The following is a 14,651-nucleotide window of genomic DNA, read 5'->3' on the forward strand; positions in this document are numbered from 1 at the left end:
TCACAGGATCAAATCGCGCATTTCATCCGGCATACCGCCGGGTTCCTTAATCGCCAGGAGATCCGCGTCGCACACGGCACTCCAGGCGTCCTCATCCCATAACTGGAACTTGTTGAGCTGACCGACCAGCATCACGCGCCGGTCCAGCTTGGCGTATTCACGCAGGCGCGGCGGAACCAGGAAACGGCCACTGCCGTCGAGTTCCAGATCCACCGCATTGCCGATCAGCAAGCGCTGCAGGCGGCGAGTCTCCTCACGCAGCGAGGGCAACTGCCGCAGCTTGCTTTCGATGATTTCCCATTCCGGGAGTGGATAGACGCAAAGGCAGGGGTCGACGGCATCGATCGTCACGATGAGCTGGCCGGCACAACGCTCCAGCAGCTCGTCACGATACCGGCTTGGCATCGCGGCGCGCCCCTTGGCGTCGAGACTGATGGCGTTCGCTCCCCGGAACAATTTCGCGTCCTCTAATAGGCTGTCCTTGCCATTAAATCCCACTTCGCCCCACTTCGTACCACCGGCCGCCACTATATTGAGGAGGGCCGCTTTCAGTCAAGGTAAGCGAGGGGGTAGCCAGGCCGCGTGGGACGGGGATTTCGAGCAAATTGCACGAGTTCACGGCCAGGACGAACGACATCGATTTCCGACAAACGGAAATGAAGTCAATTGATTGGCTCAATTGATTAAAGTGATGTCTTAAGAAGAGGTCTCAGACCCCGGGCGCAGAGGCCCAGGAGGGAGGGGTGCGAGAGCCGACCTGTAAGCCGGGTTCTGTCGAGGACAGTCATTCCTCTGGGACAACCATCGCTGATTGCCTCTAGCGACCTACCCGAATCCAGCGCGGGCCACGCCTATGGATTCCTATTTGGTCTTGCTCCAGGTGGGGTTTACCTAGCCACGAACTGTTGCCAGCCGTGCGGTGCGCTCTTACCGCACCTTTTCACCCTTACCGGCGCTTGCGCGCTTAGGCGGTTATTTTCTGTGGCACTTTCCGTAGGCTCACGCCTCCCAGGCGTTACCTGGCACCTCGCCCTATGGAGCCCGGACTTTCCTCCCTCGCAACCCTTGCGGATCACGACAGCGACTGCCCGGTCGGCTCTCGCGGCGCAAGGGTATAGAGACTGGGGGCGGATAACAAGGAAAGATGCCCACTAATTCACCCTGATTCAGCCCGGCTCGCCCTTGCGCTCCAGGGCCAGCTGATAGAGCCGGTTCTTGCGCGCGCCGGTGATCTGGGCGGCCAGGGCAGCGGCGCGCTTGATCGGCAGCTCGGCCAGCAGCAGATCGAGGATGCGCAGGGTCTCGGCATCGACCTCCGCGTCCTCCGGCGCCGCCCAGCCACCCACCAGCAGTACGCACTCGCCGCGCTGCTGATCCAGATCCGCGCGAATCCAGGCCAACAGCTCGCCGGCGGGCAGGCCGCGCAGGGTCTCGAAGGTCTTGGTCAATTCGCGCCCGAGGACGATGTGTCGCTCAGGCCCGAAGGTGCTCACCATGTCGGCCACGCAATCCTCGATCCGATGGGGCGCCTCGTAGAAGATGAGTGTGCGCGGGTCTTCGCGCAGCGCCGCCAGGCGTCCCTGCCGGCCTACCGCCTTGGCCGGCAGGAAGCCTTCGAAGCTGAAGCGATCCGAGGGCAGACCGGCCGCCGACAGCGCCGCGACCAGGGCGCAGGCGCCGGGAATCGGCGAGACCCGGAGACCTTGGGCGCGCGCCGCCCGCACTAGGTGAAAGCCCGGATCGGAAATCAGCGGCGTGCCCGCATCAGAGATCAGGGCGACGTCTTCCCCCGCCAGCAGCCGGCTGATGAAGCGGCCACCGGCATCGCGTTCGTTGTGATCGTGACAGGCCGCGAGCGGCGTCTCGATGCCGAAATGACGCAGCAGACGCGCCGAATGACGGGTGTCTTCGGCGGCGATCAGGGCCACTTCGCGCAGGACCTTGAGCGCGCGGGCGGTGATGTCGTCCAGGTTGCCGATGGGCGTGGCAACCACATAAAGAGTACCCGGCGAAATCATGATGAAACCTGACGGACTGGAAATAGCCCAACAGTGTACGCCGCTCTCGCCCTCGGCGTTCGCAGCGCTTGGGTGCTGTGAGACAATCGCCCCCTTTCCAGACTTTTGCTCAGGAACCACAGCATGAAGTTCCGCCTGCGTCCGCTGCTCTGCGCCACCGCCTTCGCCCTGCTCGCCGCCTGCAGCAGCTCGCCCGTCAACAACGCCCTCGGCGACCTGCCCCAGTCCAGCCAGGCGAGCATCGAGCAGCTGCTGAATCAGGCTGGCTCCAGTCAGTCCGAGCAGGCCAATCTGCTGCGCCTGACCGCCGCCGACAAGGCCTATGCCCAGCAGAATTCCCGCGAAGCGCGGCAGATCCTCGGCTCCATCAATATCGAAGGCCTCAAGCCGGCACAGCAGATGTTTGCCCAGACGCTGCTGGCCCAGCTCGACCTGCTCGACAAGCAGCCGGCCCAGGCGCTCAAGCGTTTCGACCACCCGAGCTTCGCCCAACTGGGCGAACTGCCGGCCCAGCAGCAGATCCGCAGCGGCCTGACCAAGGCCGCGGCCCAGGCCGCCAACGGCCAGCCGCTCGCCGCCGCCCAGGAACGCATCTTCCTCGGCCCGCTGCTGGACGGCGACGCCGCCCATGACAACCGCGAGCAGATCTGGCAGCTGGTGACCAGCCTGCCGGACGCGCAGTTGCGCCAGAGCGTGAAGGACGCCGACCTCAATGGCTGGCTGGCGCTCGCCGCCATTACCCGCGGCAACCTGGCGCTGGATCAGCAGCTTGCCGCCATCGAGGAATGGCAGAAGCAGAACCCCGGCCATCCCGCCGCGCGCAATCTGCCCGATGATCTGGAGCGCCTGAAGACCCTGGCGCGGGAACCGCTCAACCGCGTCGCCCTGCTGCTGCCCCTGCAGGGCCAGCTCGCCGGCGTCTCGCGCGCGCTGCAGGACGGTTTCATGGCCGCCCGCTACGAGGCCCTGGCCGCCGGCCAGAGTGCCCCTGCCGTGACCGTCTACGACAGTACCCAGATGGGTTCGCTGGACGCCTTCTACCGCCAGGCCCAGGCCGCCGGCATCCAGCTGGTAGTCGGCCCGCTGGAGAAGAACTTCGTCAAGCAGCTGGGCGATCGCCCGCAACTGCCGATCAATACCCTGGCGCTGAACTATGGCGACAGCCAGGGCGCCCAGCCGCCGCAACTCTTCCAGTTCGGCCTGGCCGCCGAGGACGAAGCCCGCGAAGCCGCGCGCCGGGCCTGGGCCGACGGCAAGCGCAGTGCCGGCGCCATGGTGCCCCAGGGTGACTGGGGTGCCCGCGTGCTGGCCGCCTTCCAGAACGAGTGGCAGCAGTTGGGCGGTCGCCTGGTGGCCGCCGAGCGCATCGGCCAACCGGTCGAGATCGCCAATCGCATCACCAGCCTGTTGCAGATGCGCCAGGGCATGGACTTCATCTTCCTCGCCTCGACCCCGGCCCAGGCCCGCCAGATCAAGCCGATCCTGGTTTACCAGAACGCCCGTGATCTGCCGGTATACGCCACCTCCAACCTCAACAGTGGCGTCAACGAACCCGGCGTGAACCAGGATCTCAACGGCATCCTGTTCTGCGAAACCCCCTGGCTGCTTGACCCGAGCAATCCGCTGCGCGCCAAGATCACCGCCCAGTGGCCGCAGGCCGGCACCAGCATCGGTCGGCTCTATGCCATGGGCGCCGATGCCTACCTGCTGGCGCTGCACCTGCAGCAGCTCAAGGCCCTGCCCAACTCCGAGCTGCCCGGCCTGTCCGGCAACCTGAGCGTGGCGCCCGACCAGCGCGTGGTGCGTCACCTGCCCTGGGCGGAATTCCGCAACGGCGTGGCCCAGCCGCTGCCGGCCAACAATGCACCATTGCCCACCACCAGCGTGCCGGCTTCGCTCAGCACCCCGTGAAGCAGGCGCCGCATCTCCAGCGCGGCAGGCAAGCCGAGGATCGCGCCCTGCAGTTCCTGCAGACGCGCGGCCTGCGGCTGATCGCCCGCAACTGGCGCTGGCAGGGTGGCGAGCTCGATCTGGTCATGCTCGACGGCGATACAGTAGTATTCGTCGAGGTACGCGCCCGCAGGCACACCGCCTGGGGCGGCGCCGCGGAAAGCATAGATGCCCGCAAGCGGCAGCGACTGGTCAACAGCGCCGCCCTCTTTCTGCAATCCGAAGCGCGCTGGGCCAAGCGGCCCTGTCGTTTCGACGTGATCGCGATCGGCCCCGGGGCCGACGCGTCCCCTCAGGCACTCGAATGGATCAAATAGGCCTTCGACGCCTGAGGCCCTCCACAGCACAGGTCAAAGATATCGCGATGGACACCCACGCCCGCATCCAGAAACTCTTCCGGGACAGCATCGAAACCAAGCGTCAGGCCATGGAAGTCCTGATTCCGCATATCGATCTGGCCAGCCAGGTCATGGTTGCGGCCCTGCTCAACGAAGGCAAGATTCTCACCTGCGGCAATGGCGGCTCCGCCGGCGACGCCCAGCACTTCTCTTCGGAGCTGCTGAATCGCTTCGAGCGCGAGCGGCCCAGCCTGCCGGCCCTGGCCTTGACCACCGACACCTCGACGCTGACCTCCATCGCCAACGACTACAGCTACAACGAGGTGTTCTCCAAGCAGATCCGCGCTTTGGGTCAGCCGGGCGACATCCTCCTGGCCATCTCCACCAGCGGCAATTCGGCCAACGTGATCCAGGCGATCCAGGCTGCTCACGACCGCGAGATGACCGTGGTCGCCCTTACCGGCCGAGACGGCGGCGGCATGGCCTCCCTGCTGCTGCCCGAAGACGTCGAGATTCGCGTGCCTGCCAAGGTCACCGCCCGCATCCAGGAAGTGCACCTGCTGGTGATCCACTGCCTGTGCGACCAGATCGATCAGCAACTGTTTGGAAGCGAAGAATGAAGAAGGCTCCCCTGCTCGCCATCCTGGCGCTGTCCTTTGCGGTCGCCGGCTGTAGCAACGTGGTCACCGCCAGCCGCGACAAGCCCATCGACGACAACCGCGGCACCCGTACCCTGGGCAGCACCGTGGATGACGCCCTGATCGAGACCAAGGCCTCGGTCAATATCTCCAAGGCCAACCCCGATCTGGCCAGTTCGCACATCGTGGTGGTGAGCTACAACGGCGTGGTGCTGATCGCCGGCCAGACGCCGCGCGCCGATCTCAAGGCCCAGGCCGAACAGGCCGTGCGCAGCGTGCAGCGGGTCAAGACGGTGCACAACGAACTGCAGGTGACCGGCAACTCCTCGCTGCTGGCACGCAGCAACGACTCCTGGCTGACCACCCGCATCAAGACCCAGATGTTCGCCGATGAAGACATCCCCGGTTCGCGCATCAAGGTGGTCACGGAGAACGGCATTGTCTATCTGCTGGGCCTGGTGACCCAGCAGGAAGGCGCCCATGCCGTGCAACTGATCCAGAGCGTCTCGGGCGTGCAGCGCATCGTCAAGCTGTTCGAATACATCAACTGATCCCTATTCGCCGCCCAATAAAAAGCCCCGCATCAGCGGGGCTTTTTATTGGGCGGCGTGCCTCAGGCAGCCTGCCACTCGCTTTCGGCCTCGTCACGGGTCTTGGACAGGCGTACCTGACTGCCATCCACCGACTGGACCCAGCTCAGCGGAATGTAGTGATGCTTGCCATCGGCATCCTGATCGCGCTTGGTCAGCTTGATGCGATCGGCGCCTTCCATATGGTCGACGGTGCCCACGTGCTGGCCGTCCGAACCGACAACTTCCGCATGCTCTTTGATCTGGGTTGCATCTACCATGGTGGTTCTCCGGCAGGTTAGAAAAAAGGAGGCGCCTCTCTGAGTGCCTGCAGGATAGGAGGCGCAAGACGTCGTCTGGGTTCGGCCCATGCCGACGAAAGGCCATCATGACGGTCAGAAGCCCGCGACCTGTGAAGAGGATCCATCGATGAGCGAAGAGCCGAGCAAGCTGACCCGTTCCAAGGAGCGCTGGGCCCAGGAGGGACGCTTCCTCACCGGCCAGGGTGCGCGTGCGGAAAGCGAGCGTCTGCCACCTGGCCAGCACCGCGTCAGCAACTGGCCGGTCCTGGATCTGGGCATCCGCCCGGAGGTCAGCCGGGAGCGTTGGCAACTGGCGGTGACCGGCGCGGTCCGCAAGACGCTGCGCTGGAACTGGGAGACCTTCGCCGCGCGGGCGACTACCGAGACGGTCAGCGACATGCATTGCGTCACCACCTGGTCACGCTATGACAATCGCTGGATCGGTCTGCCGATAGCAGAATTGCTCGACGAGGTGCAGCCGCGGGACGAGGCGACCCATGTGCTCCTGCACAGCCATGACGGTTACATCACCAATCTGCCGCTGGCCGATTTCGCCGCGCCGGGCGCCATGCTGGTGCACAGCTGGGAAGGCCAGCCGCTGACGGCCGAGCACGGGGGGCCGGTACGGGCCCTGATCCCGCATCTCTATCTGTGGAAAAGCGCCAAGTGGCTCAGGCGCATCGACTTCCGGGTCGGCGACACGCCTGGCTTCTGGGAAATGCGCGGCTATCATGACCGCGGCGATCCCTGGCAGGAGCAGCGCTATTCCGAGGACGCCTGAAGGCGCCTCAGTGCGCCGCCGGGGCCAGTTGCAGCTCTACCGGATCGCCGGGATTGAGGCTGCGGATACGGAATTCGTCGCGGCTGAGGCTGAGGATTTCCGTGGGATAGGTGATGCCTTCCTCGATCATGTTCAGGCCCTTCTCGGTGCGCGTCCAGCGGCCCAGGGAGGGCTGGCTGCTCGGCGACGCCATCACCAGGGTGCCGTCGCTGAGGAAGACGTAGAGCATCCCCGGCTCGATGCTGTTGCTGGTCTTGATCTGCCAGACCTTGTTGACGAAGCCTTCCTGGGCACTGCCCTGCTTGTCGCGCCCGCCCTGACCGTAGCCGATCAGTCCGGCCACGATACAGAGCGCACCTATCACCAGCACCACCACGCGCCAGTAACGACGCGCTTTGTCTTGCAAACTCATGTCACTCCTTGGGTGTTCTTGAGGCTCGCCAGGTAGGTGCCCAGCGGGGGGCGCTCCTGGAAATAGCCATGCAGGCCGGCAAAGATCGAATCGGCCAGCTGCTTCTGGTGGCGACTGTCGAGCAGGCGCCGGCAGTCTCGATCATTGGAAATGAAGCCCGTCTCGACCAGGATCGAGGGGATATCCGGCGATTTGAGCACAGCGAAGCCCGCCTGCTCCACTCGTTTCTGGTGCAGGTTGGTGATGCTCGACAATTGCCCCAGCACCTTGTGGCCCAGGTCCAGGCTCGACGAGATGGTGGCGTTCATCGACATGTCCAGCAGCACACCGGCGAGCATGGGATCGCGCCCCTTGAGAATCTCGTTGGCGCCGATCAGGTCGACGTTGTTCTCGCTGTCGGCCAGGAAGCGCGCTGTGGTGGAAGTCGCGCCACCCTCGGACAGGGCATAGACCGAGGCGCCGTAGGCGGTACGCCGCGGCGCGGCATCGGCATGCACCGAGACGAACATGTCGGCGTTGTAGCTGCGGGCGACCTCGACGCGCTTGCGCAGCGGCACGAAGAAGTCGTCGTTGCGCACCAGCTTGGCCTTGAAGCCCTTCTGCAGGTTGATGCGGCGTGCCAGATTCTGCGCCACGATCAGGGCGATGTCCTTTTCCCGATCGCCCCGGGCGCTCAGCGCACCCGGGTCCTTGCCGCCGTGACCGGCATCGACCACCACCATGATGTCGCGACCCGTGGCCAGGCCCTTGCCGCGCTTGACCTCCAGTGGCGGCTCGGCGTCGGCCGGCTTGCGGGCAGCCACCACCGGCGCTCCGGCGCGCTTGAGATCGAGCACCAGACGATTGGCCGCGCCTTCGCCCGGACCAAGGATGAAGCTTTCCACCTCTACCGGATGGGCCAGCTCCAGCACCACCCGGGTGTCCTGGGCGCCATAGTGAGCGCTGCGCACGGCGCGCACCGGCGATCCCTGCAGGGCGAGGTGATTGAGCACCGCGGGGGCCTGGGTATCGGCGAGATCGAGAATGATGCGATCCGGCGCGACCAGGGTGAAGGTCTTGTAGCGCACCGGTCCGGTGAGATCGAAGACCAGGCGGAGCTTCTCGGCATCCTGCCAGGCCCGGGCACCCTTTAGTTGCTGCCGGGCGGCAAACGCCGGCAACCCGACGGGCAAGGTCATGCCAGCCAGGATCAGATTGAGCAGACGACGGCGATTCATGAGGTCCTCGCGAGAAACGAGAAACGGCTGGGAAGTTACAACATAACGCTAAAGATCGCTTGCCGCCTGGTCTCTGTCAACTGCCATTCGGACAAAATAATCCTTAGAAAACGGGGGCATAGCGTTCGTTTGCAGAATCAGCTTTAGATACAGTCACTTGCCGAGGCCAGCAGCCGGTCCGTCAAAGTGACAAACCGCGAGAAGTGCGACAGAGAGCGAATTTATCGGCGCCGCCATCGTCGAAGTGTCAGGCACTTCCGCCTTTGAAGGGATCACACCATGAACAAGAAGATTGCTGTCGCGACCGCGCTGCTGGCTGGCACCGTGCTGGCGGGCTGCTCCTCGGTGAAGAACACCGCCGACTACACCGTGGGCCGCGTCGAATTTCGCGAGCAACCGCTGGTGAAGCAGGTGGACAAGGGCATGAGCAAGGCTGACGTGCTGCGCCTCGGTGGCACCCCGTCGAGCACCTATACCCGCAAATTCCGTCCCGGCACCTGCAACAACTATGTGCTCAACAAGGATGGCAAGGAGCAGGTCTATTCGATCGGCTTCGATAGCATGAACCGCGTCGACAGCAAGGACTTCGAGACCTGCGAAAGCGCCGATCGCGCCTGAGCCGGGAGCTGACCGGCCGGCCAGGCCGGGTGTCCTGAAGGACGCTGGCGGCGTCTGATGGACAGGATGGGCGAGCGGCAGCACCATGGGCCCTCGCCATTCCCGATCGCTGTGCCAACCTCCTGCACTGTGGATCGACGCAGGCGCGGCCAGCGCCGCCAGGTTCTACCCATCGTTCCAAGGAATTCAGGCATGTCCAGACGTCACCTCATACTCACAGCTGCGGTGCTTTCCCTGACTGGCTGCGGTGGCTATGACTACAGTTGCGATGCGGCCAAGACCGCCGAGCTGGTCCGTCAGCAATACGCCCAGACCATCAACGAGATCTATGCGGACGACATCGCCGCCGGCCAGCCTGCGCTGGAAGCCGGCCAGGTGTCGCTGGTCGACATCAAGACCCAGGAAGAACCCTCGGACAGCGGCGAAGCAGGCTTCTATACCTGCAACGCGACCGTCGAGGCCACCTGGCCCAAGGCCGCCCTCGAGCGCCTGGCTCCAGCTGCCGCCCAGCTGGCCAGTGTCGGCGCCATCCTCGAGAACGGTCACCTGCGCCATGCGCTGAGCTACGAGTCCTCGCTGGAAGGCAGCGACAAGCAGCGCGTCGACATCACCCTGCCCGAAGCCGTGGACCTGAGTCTCAAGACCCTGGCTGGCCAGGAGCCCATGGACGAATATCTGGAAGACGCCCCCGACGGCGAACAGGAAGCGCCCTAGGCCTTGCCTGAAAAGTGCCTGCGCTCGGTCATGCGGTGTTAAAAATCCGCTGGGTCGCCAGTCCGATCGGAATGCTCACTTGCCCTTCGTGAAATCGAGCGCGAGTCCGATCCGCTTCCTCACGGATTTTTGCCTTGCCTGACCATCGCTCGGCGACTTTCAGACAAGTCCTACCTCTTGGACGCCGGCCTGCTGTGCAGTGCTGGCGCCCGGGTGTATGATCCGAATTCCCCTCCGCCAGCATCCTCCGGCGGGTTCGTGAGCCCTGGCAGCCCCTGTGGAGATCCCGCATGGCCTGGCCGCCCTCCGGCCCGGCAACCGTCACTCCGCGTTTGCACCGTGCCTCGTCTGCGCTCACGATGACCAGAACCGTGATCTTGAAAGCTGCCTCGGAGAGACGCTTCATGCCTGACTATCGCTCGAAAACCTCCACCCAGGGCCGCAACATGGCTGGCGCCCGGGCGCTCTGGCGCGCCACCGGGATGAAGGACGAAGACTTCAAGAAGCCCATCATCGCCATCGCCAACTCCTTTACCCAGTTCGTGCCGGGCCATGTCCACCTCAAGGACCTCGGCCAGCTGGTCGCCCGGGAAATCGAGAAGGCCGGCGGCGTGGCCAAGGAATTCAACACCATCGCCGTGGACGACGGCATCGCCATGGGCCACGACGGCATGCTCTATTCGCTGCCGAGTCGCGAGATCATCGCCGACGCCGTGGAATACATGGTCAATGCCCACTGCGCCGATGCCCTGGTGTGCATTTCCAACTGCGACAAGATCACCCCCGGCATGCTGATGGCCGCCCTGCGCCTGAACATCCCGGTGGTGTTCGTCTCCGGTGGCCCCATGGAAGCCGGCAAGACCAAGCTGGCCAGCCATGGCCTGGACCTGGTGGACGCCATGGTCATCGCCGCCGACAGCTCGGCCAGCGACGAGAAGGTCGCCGAATACGAACGCAGCGCCTGCCCCACCTGTGGCAGCTGCTCGGGCATGTTCACCGCCAACTCCATGAACTGCCTGGTCGAGGCCCTCGGCCTGGCCCTGCCCGGCAACGGCTCGACCCTGGCCACCCACGCCGACCGCAAGGAGCTGTTCCTGCAGGCCGGCCGCACCATCGTCGAGCTGTGCCGTCGCTACTACCAGGAAAACGACGAGTCGGCGCTGCCGCGCAACATTGCCTGCCATGCGGCCTTCGAGAACGCCATGACCCTGGACATCGCCATGGGCGGCTCGACCAACACCATCCTGCACCTGCTGGCCGCCGCCCAGGAGGCGGAGGTGGACTTCGATCTGCGCGACATCGATGCCCTGTCGCGCAAGGTGCCGCAGCTGTGCAAGGTGGCGCCGAACATCCAGAAGTACCACATGGAAGACGTGCACCGCGCCGGGGGCATCTTCAGCATCCTCGGCGAACTGGCCCGCGGCGGTCTCCTGCATGCCGATCTGCCCACCGTGCACAGCCGGACCCTGGGCGAAGCCATCGAGCGGTGGGACATCACCCTGACCCAGGACGAGGCGGTGAAGACCTTCTTCCGTGCCGGTCCCGCCGGCATCCCGACCCAGGAAGCCTTCAGCCAGGCGACTCGCTATGACACCCTGGACGACGACCGCGCCGAGGGCTGCATCCGCAGTGTCGCGCATGCCTATTCCCAGGAAGGCGGTCTGGCCGTGCTCTACGGCAACATCGCCCTGGACGGCTGCGTGGTGAAGACCGCCGGCGTGGATGAATCCATCCATGTGTTCGAGGGCAATGCCAAGGTCTTCGAAAGCCAGGACGCGGCGGTGCGCGGCATCCTCGCCGACGAGGTCAAGGCCGGCGACATCGTCATCATCCGCTACGAAGGGCCCAAGGGCGGCCCGGGCATGCAGGAGATGCTCTACCCCACCAGCTACCTGAAGTCCAAGGGCCTGGGCAAGCAGTGCGCCCTGCTCACCGACGGTCGCTTCTCCGGCGGCACCTCGGGCCTGTCCATCGGCCATGCCTCGCCGGAAGCCGCGGCGGGCGGTGCCATCGGCCTGGTGCGGGATGGCGACAAGGTGCTGATCGACATTCCCCAGCGCAGCATCAACCTGCTGGTGAGTGACGAAGAGCTGTCCCACCGCCGCATCGAGCAGGACAAGCTGGGCTGGAAGCCGGCACAACCCCGTGCCCGCCGCGTGACCACCGCGCTCAAGGCCTACGCCCTGCTGGCCACCAGTGCCGACAAGGGCGGCGTGCGCGACAAGGCCCTGCTGGGCTGATTCGCAGGTTCCGAGGGACGGCATCCGCCGTCCCTCGGACGCTCCGCCCCACCTTCCCGCCTGCTTTCTCCGCTCTATTTCGCCCTTCCGCTCGCGTCCTTTCCTCTGCGCTTCGCCTACCGCTCCTTCACTTGGAGCAGCGCTCGCCATGACCCCATTCCAGAGGGGTTCCACAGTTGCTTGGCTTGCTATTTTTGCAGAAGCACAGCCTGTGATTCAGCTCACACCTCGCTGTAATCGACCCGCTAGGCCGTTGAGTGATCAAAGGCTACCCTCCGTCTGCCGCTGAATTGATTCAGCGATAAGTTTGTAGTCAGGTTGGTTTCCAATGGTCACACCTATACCGATCTTCCGCTCGAGCACGGCGGATCAGGTGCTGGCCAGGCACTGAGTTACACAACAACAATAAACAGGGAACATAAATGAATAAGAAAAAGGCTATCCCCTTGGCCAGGGTTTCGGTCGCGTCCTTGATGAGCACCCTGCTCCTGATCCCCGCAGCACACGCCTTCGAAACCACCGGTTATTTCCGCGCCGGCCTGGGAGACTCCTCCGGTTCCAATTCGATGCGCTGCTTCAAGCTGCAGGGCGCCCAGTCCAAGTATCGTCTGGGTAACGAATGCGAACAGTACGGTGAATTCGCCGCCAAGCAGGACTTCCTGACCCTGGACGATGGCTCCGCCGTGGGCGTCTTCGGCATGGCCAGCCTCTACAACCAGTACGATCGCACGCCGACCTTCAATGGTGACAACGGCCAGATTCGCCTGCCCCAGGCCTATGCCTACTGGAACAATGTTGCTGCCCTAAACGGCGGTAACGTCTGGGCCGGTCGCCGCTACTACAAGCGGAACGACATCCACATCTCCGACTTCTTCTACTGGAACCAGAGCGCCACCGGCGGCGGTATCGAGGACGTCAACATCGGCGGCCTGAAATACAGCGTGGCCTTCTCGCGCAAGGACAACCAGAACCAGAAGGACTTCCAGAACCGCTTCGACTTCAACGTCGCCGGCTTCAACACCAATCCGAACGGCTCGCTGGAAATCGGCGTCAGCTACCTGGACAAGCCCACCAACCAGCCCAATGCCAACAGCGGCATCGCGGTGACGCTGCAGCACAAGCAGGCCAACTTCATGGGCTGGGGTGGCGTGAACACCTTTGCCGTGCAGCGCGGCCAGGGCCCGGGCACCGCTCTGGGCAGCACCGGCGATCCGACCCTGAGCAGTTCGGACGTCTCCTACCGCGTGGTGGACTTCTTCGACTGGCAGATCAGCCGCTACTGGGGTGGCCAGGTCGCCGCGGTCTACCAGAAGGACGAACGTCCCAATGGCAACGACCTGCGCTGGACCTCGCTGGGTGGCCGTCTGGTGTACGGCATCAGCGACCAGTTCAAGTTCTCCACCGAGCTGGGTCATGACCAGGTGCAGGCTCCCGGCGGCACCCGCAAGCTGACCAAGCTGACCCTGGCACCGACCTGGTCGCCCAAGGGTCCGGAATTCAAGACCCGTCCCGAATTCCGTCTGTTCTACACCTACGCCGCCTGGAACCGGGCAGCCCAGCAGGCAGCCGATGATTTCGACGCCGGCTCCACGCTGTCGAGCACCGGCAACTTTGGCAACGATCTGCACGGCTCCAACATCGGCTTCCAAGTCGAGCAGTGGTGGTAACAGCTCCACCGCGACCGACGTTCTGCCGGTCGCGTCCCTGTCTCCGAACCTGAGCGCACAACAATGAAAAGAACCGTCTCCCTCGCGTCCTTCGCCGGTTGCCTGTTGGCTGCCGCCCTCGCCAGCGGCACCGCCCAGGCAGCCCCCGTTTCCGCCTGTCTCATCACCAAGACCGATACCAATCCCTTCTTCGTCAAGATGAAGGAAGGCGCCACCGCCAAGGCCAAGGAGCTGGGGGTGACGCTCAAGGCCTACGCCGGCAAGATCGACGGCGACAGCGAAAGCCAGGTGGCCGCCATCGAGACCTGCATCGCCGACGGCGCCAAGGGCATCCTCATCACCGCCTCGGACACCAAGGGCATCGTGCCCAACCTGCAGAAGGCGCGCGAAGCCGGCCTGCTGGTGATCGCCCTAGACACCCCGCTGGACCCGGTGAGCGCCGCCGACATGACCTTCGCCACGGACAACCTGCTGGCTGGCAAGCTGATCGGCCAGTGGGCGCGGGAAACCCTGGGTGACAAGGCCAAGGACGCCCGGGTGGCCTTTCTCGACCTGAACGCCTCCCAGCCCTCGGTGGACGTCCTGCGCGACCAGGGCTTCATGCTCGGCTTCGGCATCGATCCCAAGGACCAGAGCCGTATCGGCGACGAGACCGATCCGCGCATCGTCGGCCACGACGTGACCAACGGCAACGAAGAAGGCGGTCGCGCAGCGATGGAGAATCTGCTGCAGAAGGACCCGACCATCAACGTGGTGCACACCATCAACGAACCGGCCGCCGCGGGTGCCTACGAGGCGCTCAAGGCCGTGGGTCGCGAGAAGGACGTGCTGATCGTCTCCATCGACGGCGGCTGCCCGGGCGTGCACAACGTCGCCGACGGCGTCATCGGCGCCACCTCCCAGCAGTATCCGCTGCAGATGGCGGCACTGGGCATCGAGGCGATCAAGACCTTTGCCGACACCGGCAAGAAGCCGACGCCCACCGAAGGCAAGAGCTTCGTCGACACCGGCGTGAAGCTGGTGACGGACAAGCCGGTCCCCGGCATCCAGTCCATCGACAGCAAGACCGCCCTGCAGAAATGCTGGGGCTGATGACCTCTCGTCTAGGCTAGAGCAGATCGATCGCCCCGCCTGAGCGCCTGCCGCGCCGGCGCGGGCGATCGACTCTCGGCTGCTATCCCGCTCTC

Annotated in this window: 15 protein-coding genes and 1 other RNA gene; 10 read left to right on the plus strand and 6 right to left on the minus strand. The window is 64.6% G+C overall.

What is annotated here, in order from left to right; all coding sequences use genetic code 11:
- The 3 genes from mraZ to rsmI form a co-directional block, all read right to left on the minus strand.
- Positions 1-456, minus strand: coding sequence for a division/cell wall cluster transcriptional repressor MraZ (mraZ, locus tag OMP44_RS22870; protein ID WP_007162063.1), 456 nt, complete (start codon positions 454-456; stop codon positions 1-3).
- A 288-nt stretch (positions 457-744) separates the two neighbouring features.
- Positions 745-1,100: RNase P RNA component class A (gene rnpB / locus OMP44_RS22875), an RNA gene on the minus strand.
- 66 nt (positions 1,101-1,166) lie between these two features.
- The gene (gene rsmI, locus OMP44_RS22880; RefSeq protein WP_280311418.1) at positions 1,167-2,018 is read right to left on the minus strand and encodes a 16S rRNA (cytidine(1402)-2'-O)-methyltransferase; all 852 of its coding nucleotides are present in this window, start codon (positions 2,016-2,018) and stop codon (positions 1,167-1,169) included.
- Positions 2,019-2,141: 123 nt separating this feature from the next.
- On the opposite strand from rsmI, the gene OMP44_RS22885 reads away from it, so the two are divergent.
- Genes OMP44_RS22885 through OMP44_RS22900 form a run of 4 tightly spaced genes read left to right on the plus strand, consistent with a single transcriptional unit; the run spans position 2,142 to position 5,495 of the window.
- The gene (locus OMP44_RS22885; protein ID WP_263258848.1) at positions 2,142-3,929 is read left to right on the plus strand and encodes a penicillin-binding protein activator; all 1,788 of its coding nucleotides are present in this window, start codon (positions 2,142-2,144) and stop codon (positions 3,927-3,929) included.
- Positions 3,926-4,285, plus strand: a complete 360-nt coding sequence (locus OMP44_RS22890) for a YraN family protein (RefSeq protein ID WP_280311419.1) — start codon at positions 3,926-3,928, stop codon at positions 4,283-4,285. Before OMP44_RS22885 ends, OMP44_RS22890 begins: the two co-directional genes overlap by 4 nt.
- A 47-nt stretch (positions 4,286-4,332) precedes the next feature.
- Positions 4,333-4,926: a phosphoheptose isomerase gene (locus OMP44_RS22895; protein ID WP_007162067.1), complete on the plus strand. Its 594-nt coding sequence runs from the start codon at positions 4,333-4,335 to the stop codon at positions 4,924-4,926.
- Complete coding sequence (locus OMP44_RS22900; RefSeq protein ID WP_133862560.1) at positions 4,923-5,495, plus strand: BON domain-containing protein; 573 nt, start codon at positions 4,923-4,925, stop codon at positions 5,493-5,495. The genes OMP44_RS22895 and OMP44_RS22900 overlap by 4 nt, the downstream gene beginning before the upstream one ends.
- Before the next feature lie 62 nt (positions 5,496-5,557).
- On the opposite strand, the gene OMP44_RS22905 is transcribed toward OMP44_RS22900, so the two are convergent.
- Positions 5,558-5,794 carry a DUF2171 domain-containing protein gene (locus OMP44_RS22905; protein ID WP_133862561.1) on the minus strand — a complete coding sequence of 79 codons (237 nt, stop codon included), beginning with the start codon at positions 5,792-5,794 and terminating at the stop codon, positions 5,558-5,560.
- Positions 5,795-5,942: 148 nt separating this feature from the next.
- Between OMP44_RS22905 and OMP44_RS22910 the strand changes: the two genes are divergently transcribed.
- A complete protein-coding gene (locus tag OMP44_RS22910; protein WP_280311420.1) occupies positions 5,943-6,596 on the plus strand; it encodes a sulfite oxidase-like oxidoreductase in 654 nt (217 codons plus the stop codon).
- Positions 6,597-6,603: 7 nt separating this feature from the next.
- Here the strand turns inward: OMP44_RS22910 and OMP44_RS22915 are convergent, their stop codons facing one another.
- Together OMP44_RS22915 and OMP44_RS22920 are read right to left on the minus strand one after the other, a co-directional pair.
- Positions 6,604-7,008: a hypothetical protein gene (locus OMP44_RS22915; protein WP_133862563.1), complete on the minus strand. Its 405-nt coding sequence runs from the start codon at positions 7,006-7,008 to the stop codon at positions 6,604-6,606.
- Positions 7,005-8,225: an N-acetylmuramoyl-L-alanine amidase gene (locus tag OMP44_RS22920; protein WP_133862564.1), complete on the minus strand. Its 1,221-nt coding sequence runs from the start codon at positions 8,223-8,225 to the stop codon at positions 7,005-7,007. Before OMP44_RS22920 ends, OMP44_RS22915 begins: the two co-directional genes overlap by 4 nt.
- 279 nt (positions 8,226-8,504) lie before the next feature.
- On the opposite strand from OMP44_RS22920, the gene osmE reads away from it, so the two are divergent.
- The 5 genes from osmE to OMP44_RS22945 all read left to right on the plus strand — a co-directional run bounded on the left by osmE (position 8,505) and on the right by OMP44_RS22945 (position 14,556).
- On the plus strand, positions 8,505-8,843 hold the full coding sequence (gene osmE / locus OMP44_RS22925; protein WP_133862565.1) for an osmotically-inducible lipoprotein OsmE: 339 nt from the start codon (positions 8,505-8,507) through the stop codon (positions 8,841-8,843).
- A gap of 192 nt (positions 8,844-9,035) precedes the next feature.
- The gene (locus tag OMP44_RS22930; protein WP_132832850.1) at positions 9,036-9,557 is read left to right on the plus strand and encodes a hypothetical protein; all 522 of its coding nucleotides are present in this window, start codon (positions 9,036-9,038) and stop codon (positions 9,555-9,557) included.
- 404 nt (positions 9,558-9,961) lie between these two features.
- Positions 9,962-11,797: a dihydroxy-acid dehydratase gene (gene ilvD / locus OMP44_RS22935; protein ID WP_133862566.1), complete on the plus strand. Its 1,836-nt coding sequence runs from the start codon at positions 9,962-9,964 to the stop codon at positions 11,795-11,797.
- Between the two features lie 473 nt (positions 11,798-12,270).
- Positions 12,271-13,464 carry a maltoporin gene (locus tag OMP44_RS22940; protein WP_133862567.1) on the plus strand — a complete coding sequence of 398 codons (1,194 nt, stop codon included), beginning with the start codon at positions 12,271-12,273 and terminating at the stop codon, positions 13,462-13,464.
- A gap of 63 nt (positions 13,465-13,527) precedes the next feature.
- A complete protein-coding gene (locus OMP44_RS22945; RefSeq protein ID WP_007162077.1) occupies positions 13,528-14,556 on the plus strand; it encodes a sugar ABC transporter substrate-binding protein in 1,029 nt (342 codons plus the stop codon).
- Positions 14,557-14,651: the final 95 nt, after the last annotated feature.

This window comes from Pseudomonas flavocrustae, assembly GCF_029872515.1.
Lineage (GTDB): Bacteria > Pseudomonadota > Gammaproteobacteria > Pseudomonadales > Pseudomonadaceae > Chryseomonas > Chryseomonas aestiva.

Coding starts and splice junctions, on each gene's coding strand:
- OMP44_RS22895 (WP_007162067.1), top strand. CDS start 4,333: ATGGACACCCACGCCCGCATCCAGAAACTCTTCCGGGACAGCATCGAA.
- OMP44_RS22940 (WP_133862567.1), top strand. CDS start 12,271: ATGAGCACCCTGCTCCTGATCCCCGCAGCACACGCCTTCGAAACCACC.
- OMP44_RS22920 (WP_133862564.1), bottom strand. CDS start 8,225: ATGAATCGCCGTCGTCTGCTCAATCTGATCCTGGCTGGCATGACCTTG.
- OMP44_RS22930 (WP_132832850.1), top strand. CDS start 9,036: ATGTCCAGACGTCACCTCATACTCACAGCTGCGGTGCTTTCCCTGACT.
- OMP44_RS22945 (WP_007162077.1), top strand. CDS start 13,528: ATGAAAAGAACCGTCTCCCTCGCGTCCTTCGCCGGTTGCCTGTTGGCT.
- osmE (WP_133862565.1), top strand. CDS start 8,505: ATGAACAAGAAGATTGCTGTCGCGACCGCGCTGCTGGCTGGCACCGTG.
- rsmI (WP_280311418.1), bottom strand. CDS start 2,018: ATGATTTCGCCGGGTACTCTTTATGTGGTTGCCACGCCCATCGGCAAC.
- OMP44_RS22915 (WP_133862563.1), bottom strand. CDS start 7,008: ATGAGTTTGCAAGACAAAGCGCGTCGTTACTGGCGCGTGGTGGTGCTG.
- OMP44_RS22900 (WP_133862560.1), top strand. CDS start 4,923: ATGAAGAAGGCTCCCCTGCTCGCCATCCTGGCGCTGTCCTTTGCGGTC.
- OMP44_RS22910 (WP_280311420.1), top strand. CDS start 5,943: ATGAGCGAAGAGCCGAGCAAGCTGACCCGTTCCAAGGAGCGCTGGGCC.
- OMP44_RS22905 (WP_133862561.1), bottom strand. CDS start 5,794: ATGGTAGATGCAACCCAGATCAAAGAGCATGCGGAAGTTGTCGGTTCG.
- OMP44_RS22885 (WP_263258848.1), top strand. CDS start 2,142: ATGAAGTTCCGCCTGCGTCCGCTGCTCTGCGCCACCGCCTTCGCCCTG.
- ilvD (WP_133862566.1), top strand. CDS start 9,962: ATGCCTGACTATCGCTCGAAAACCTCCACCCAGGGCCGCAACATGGCT.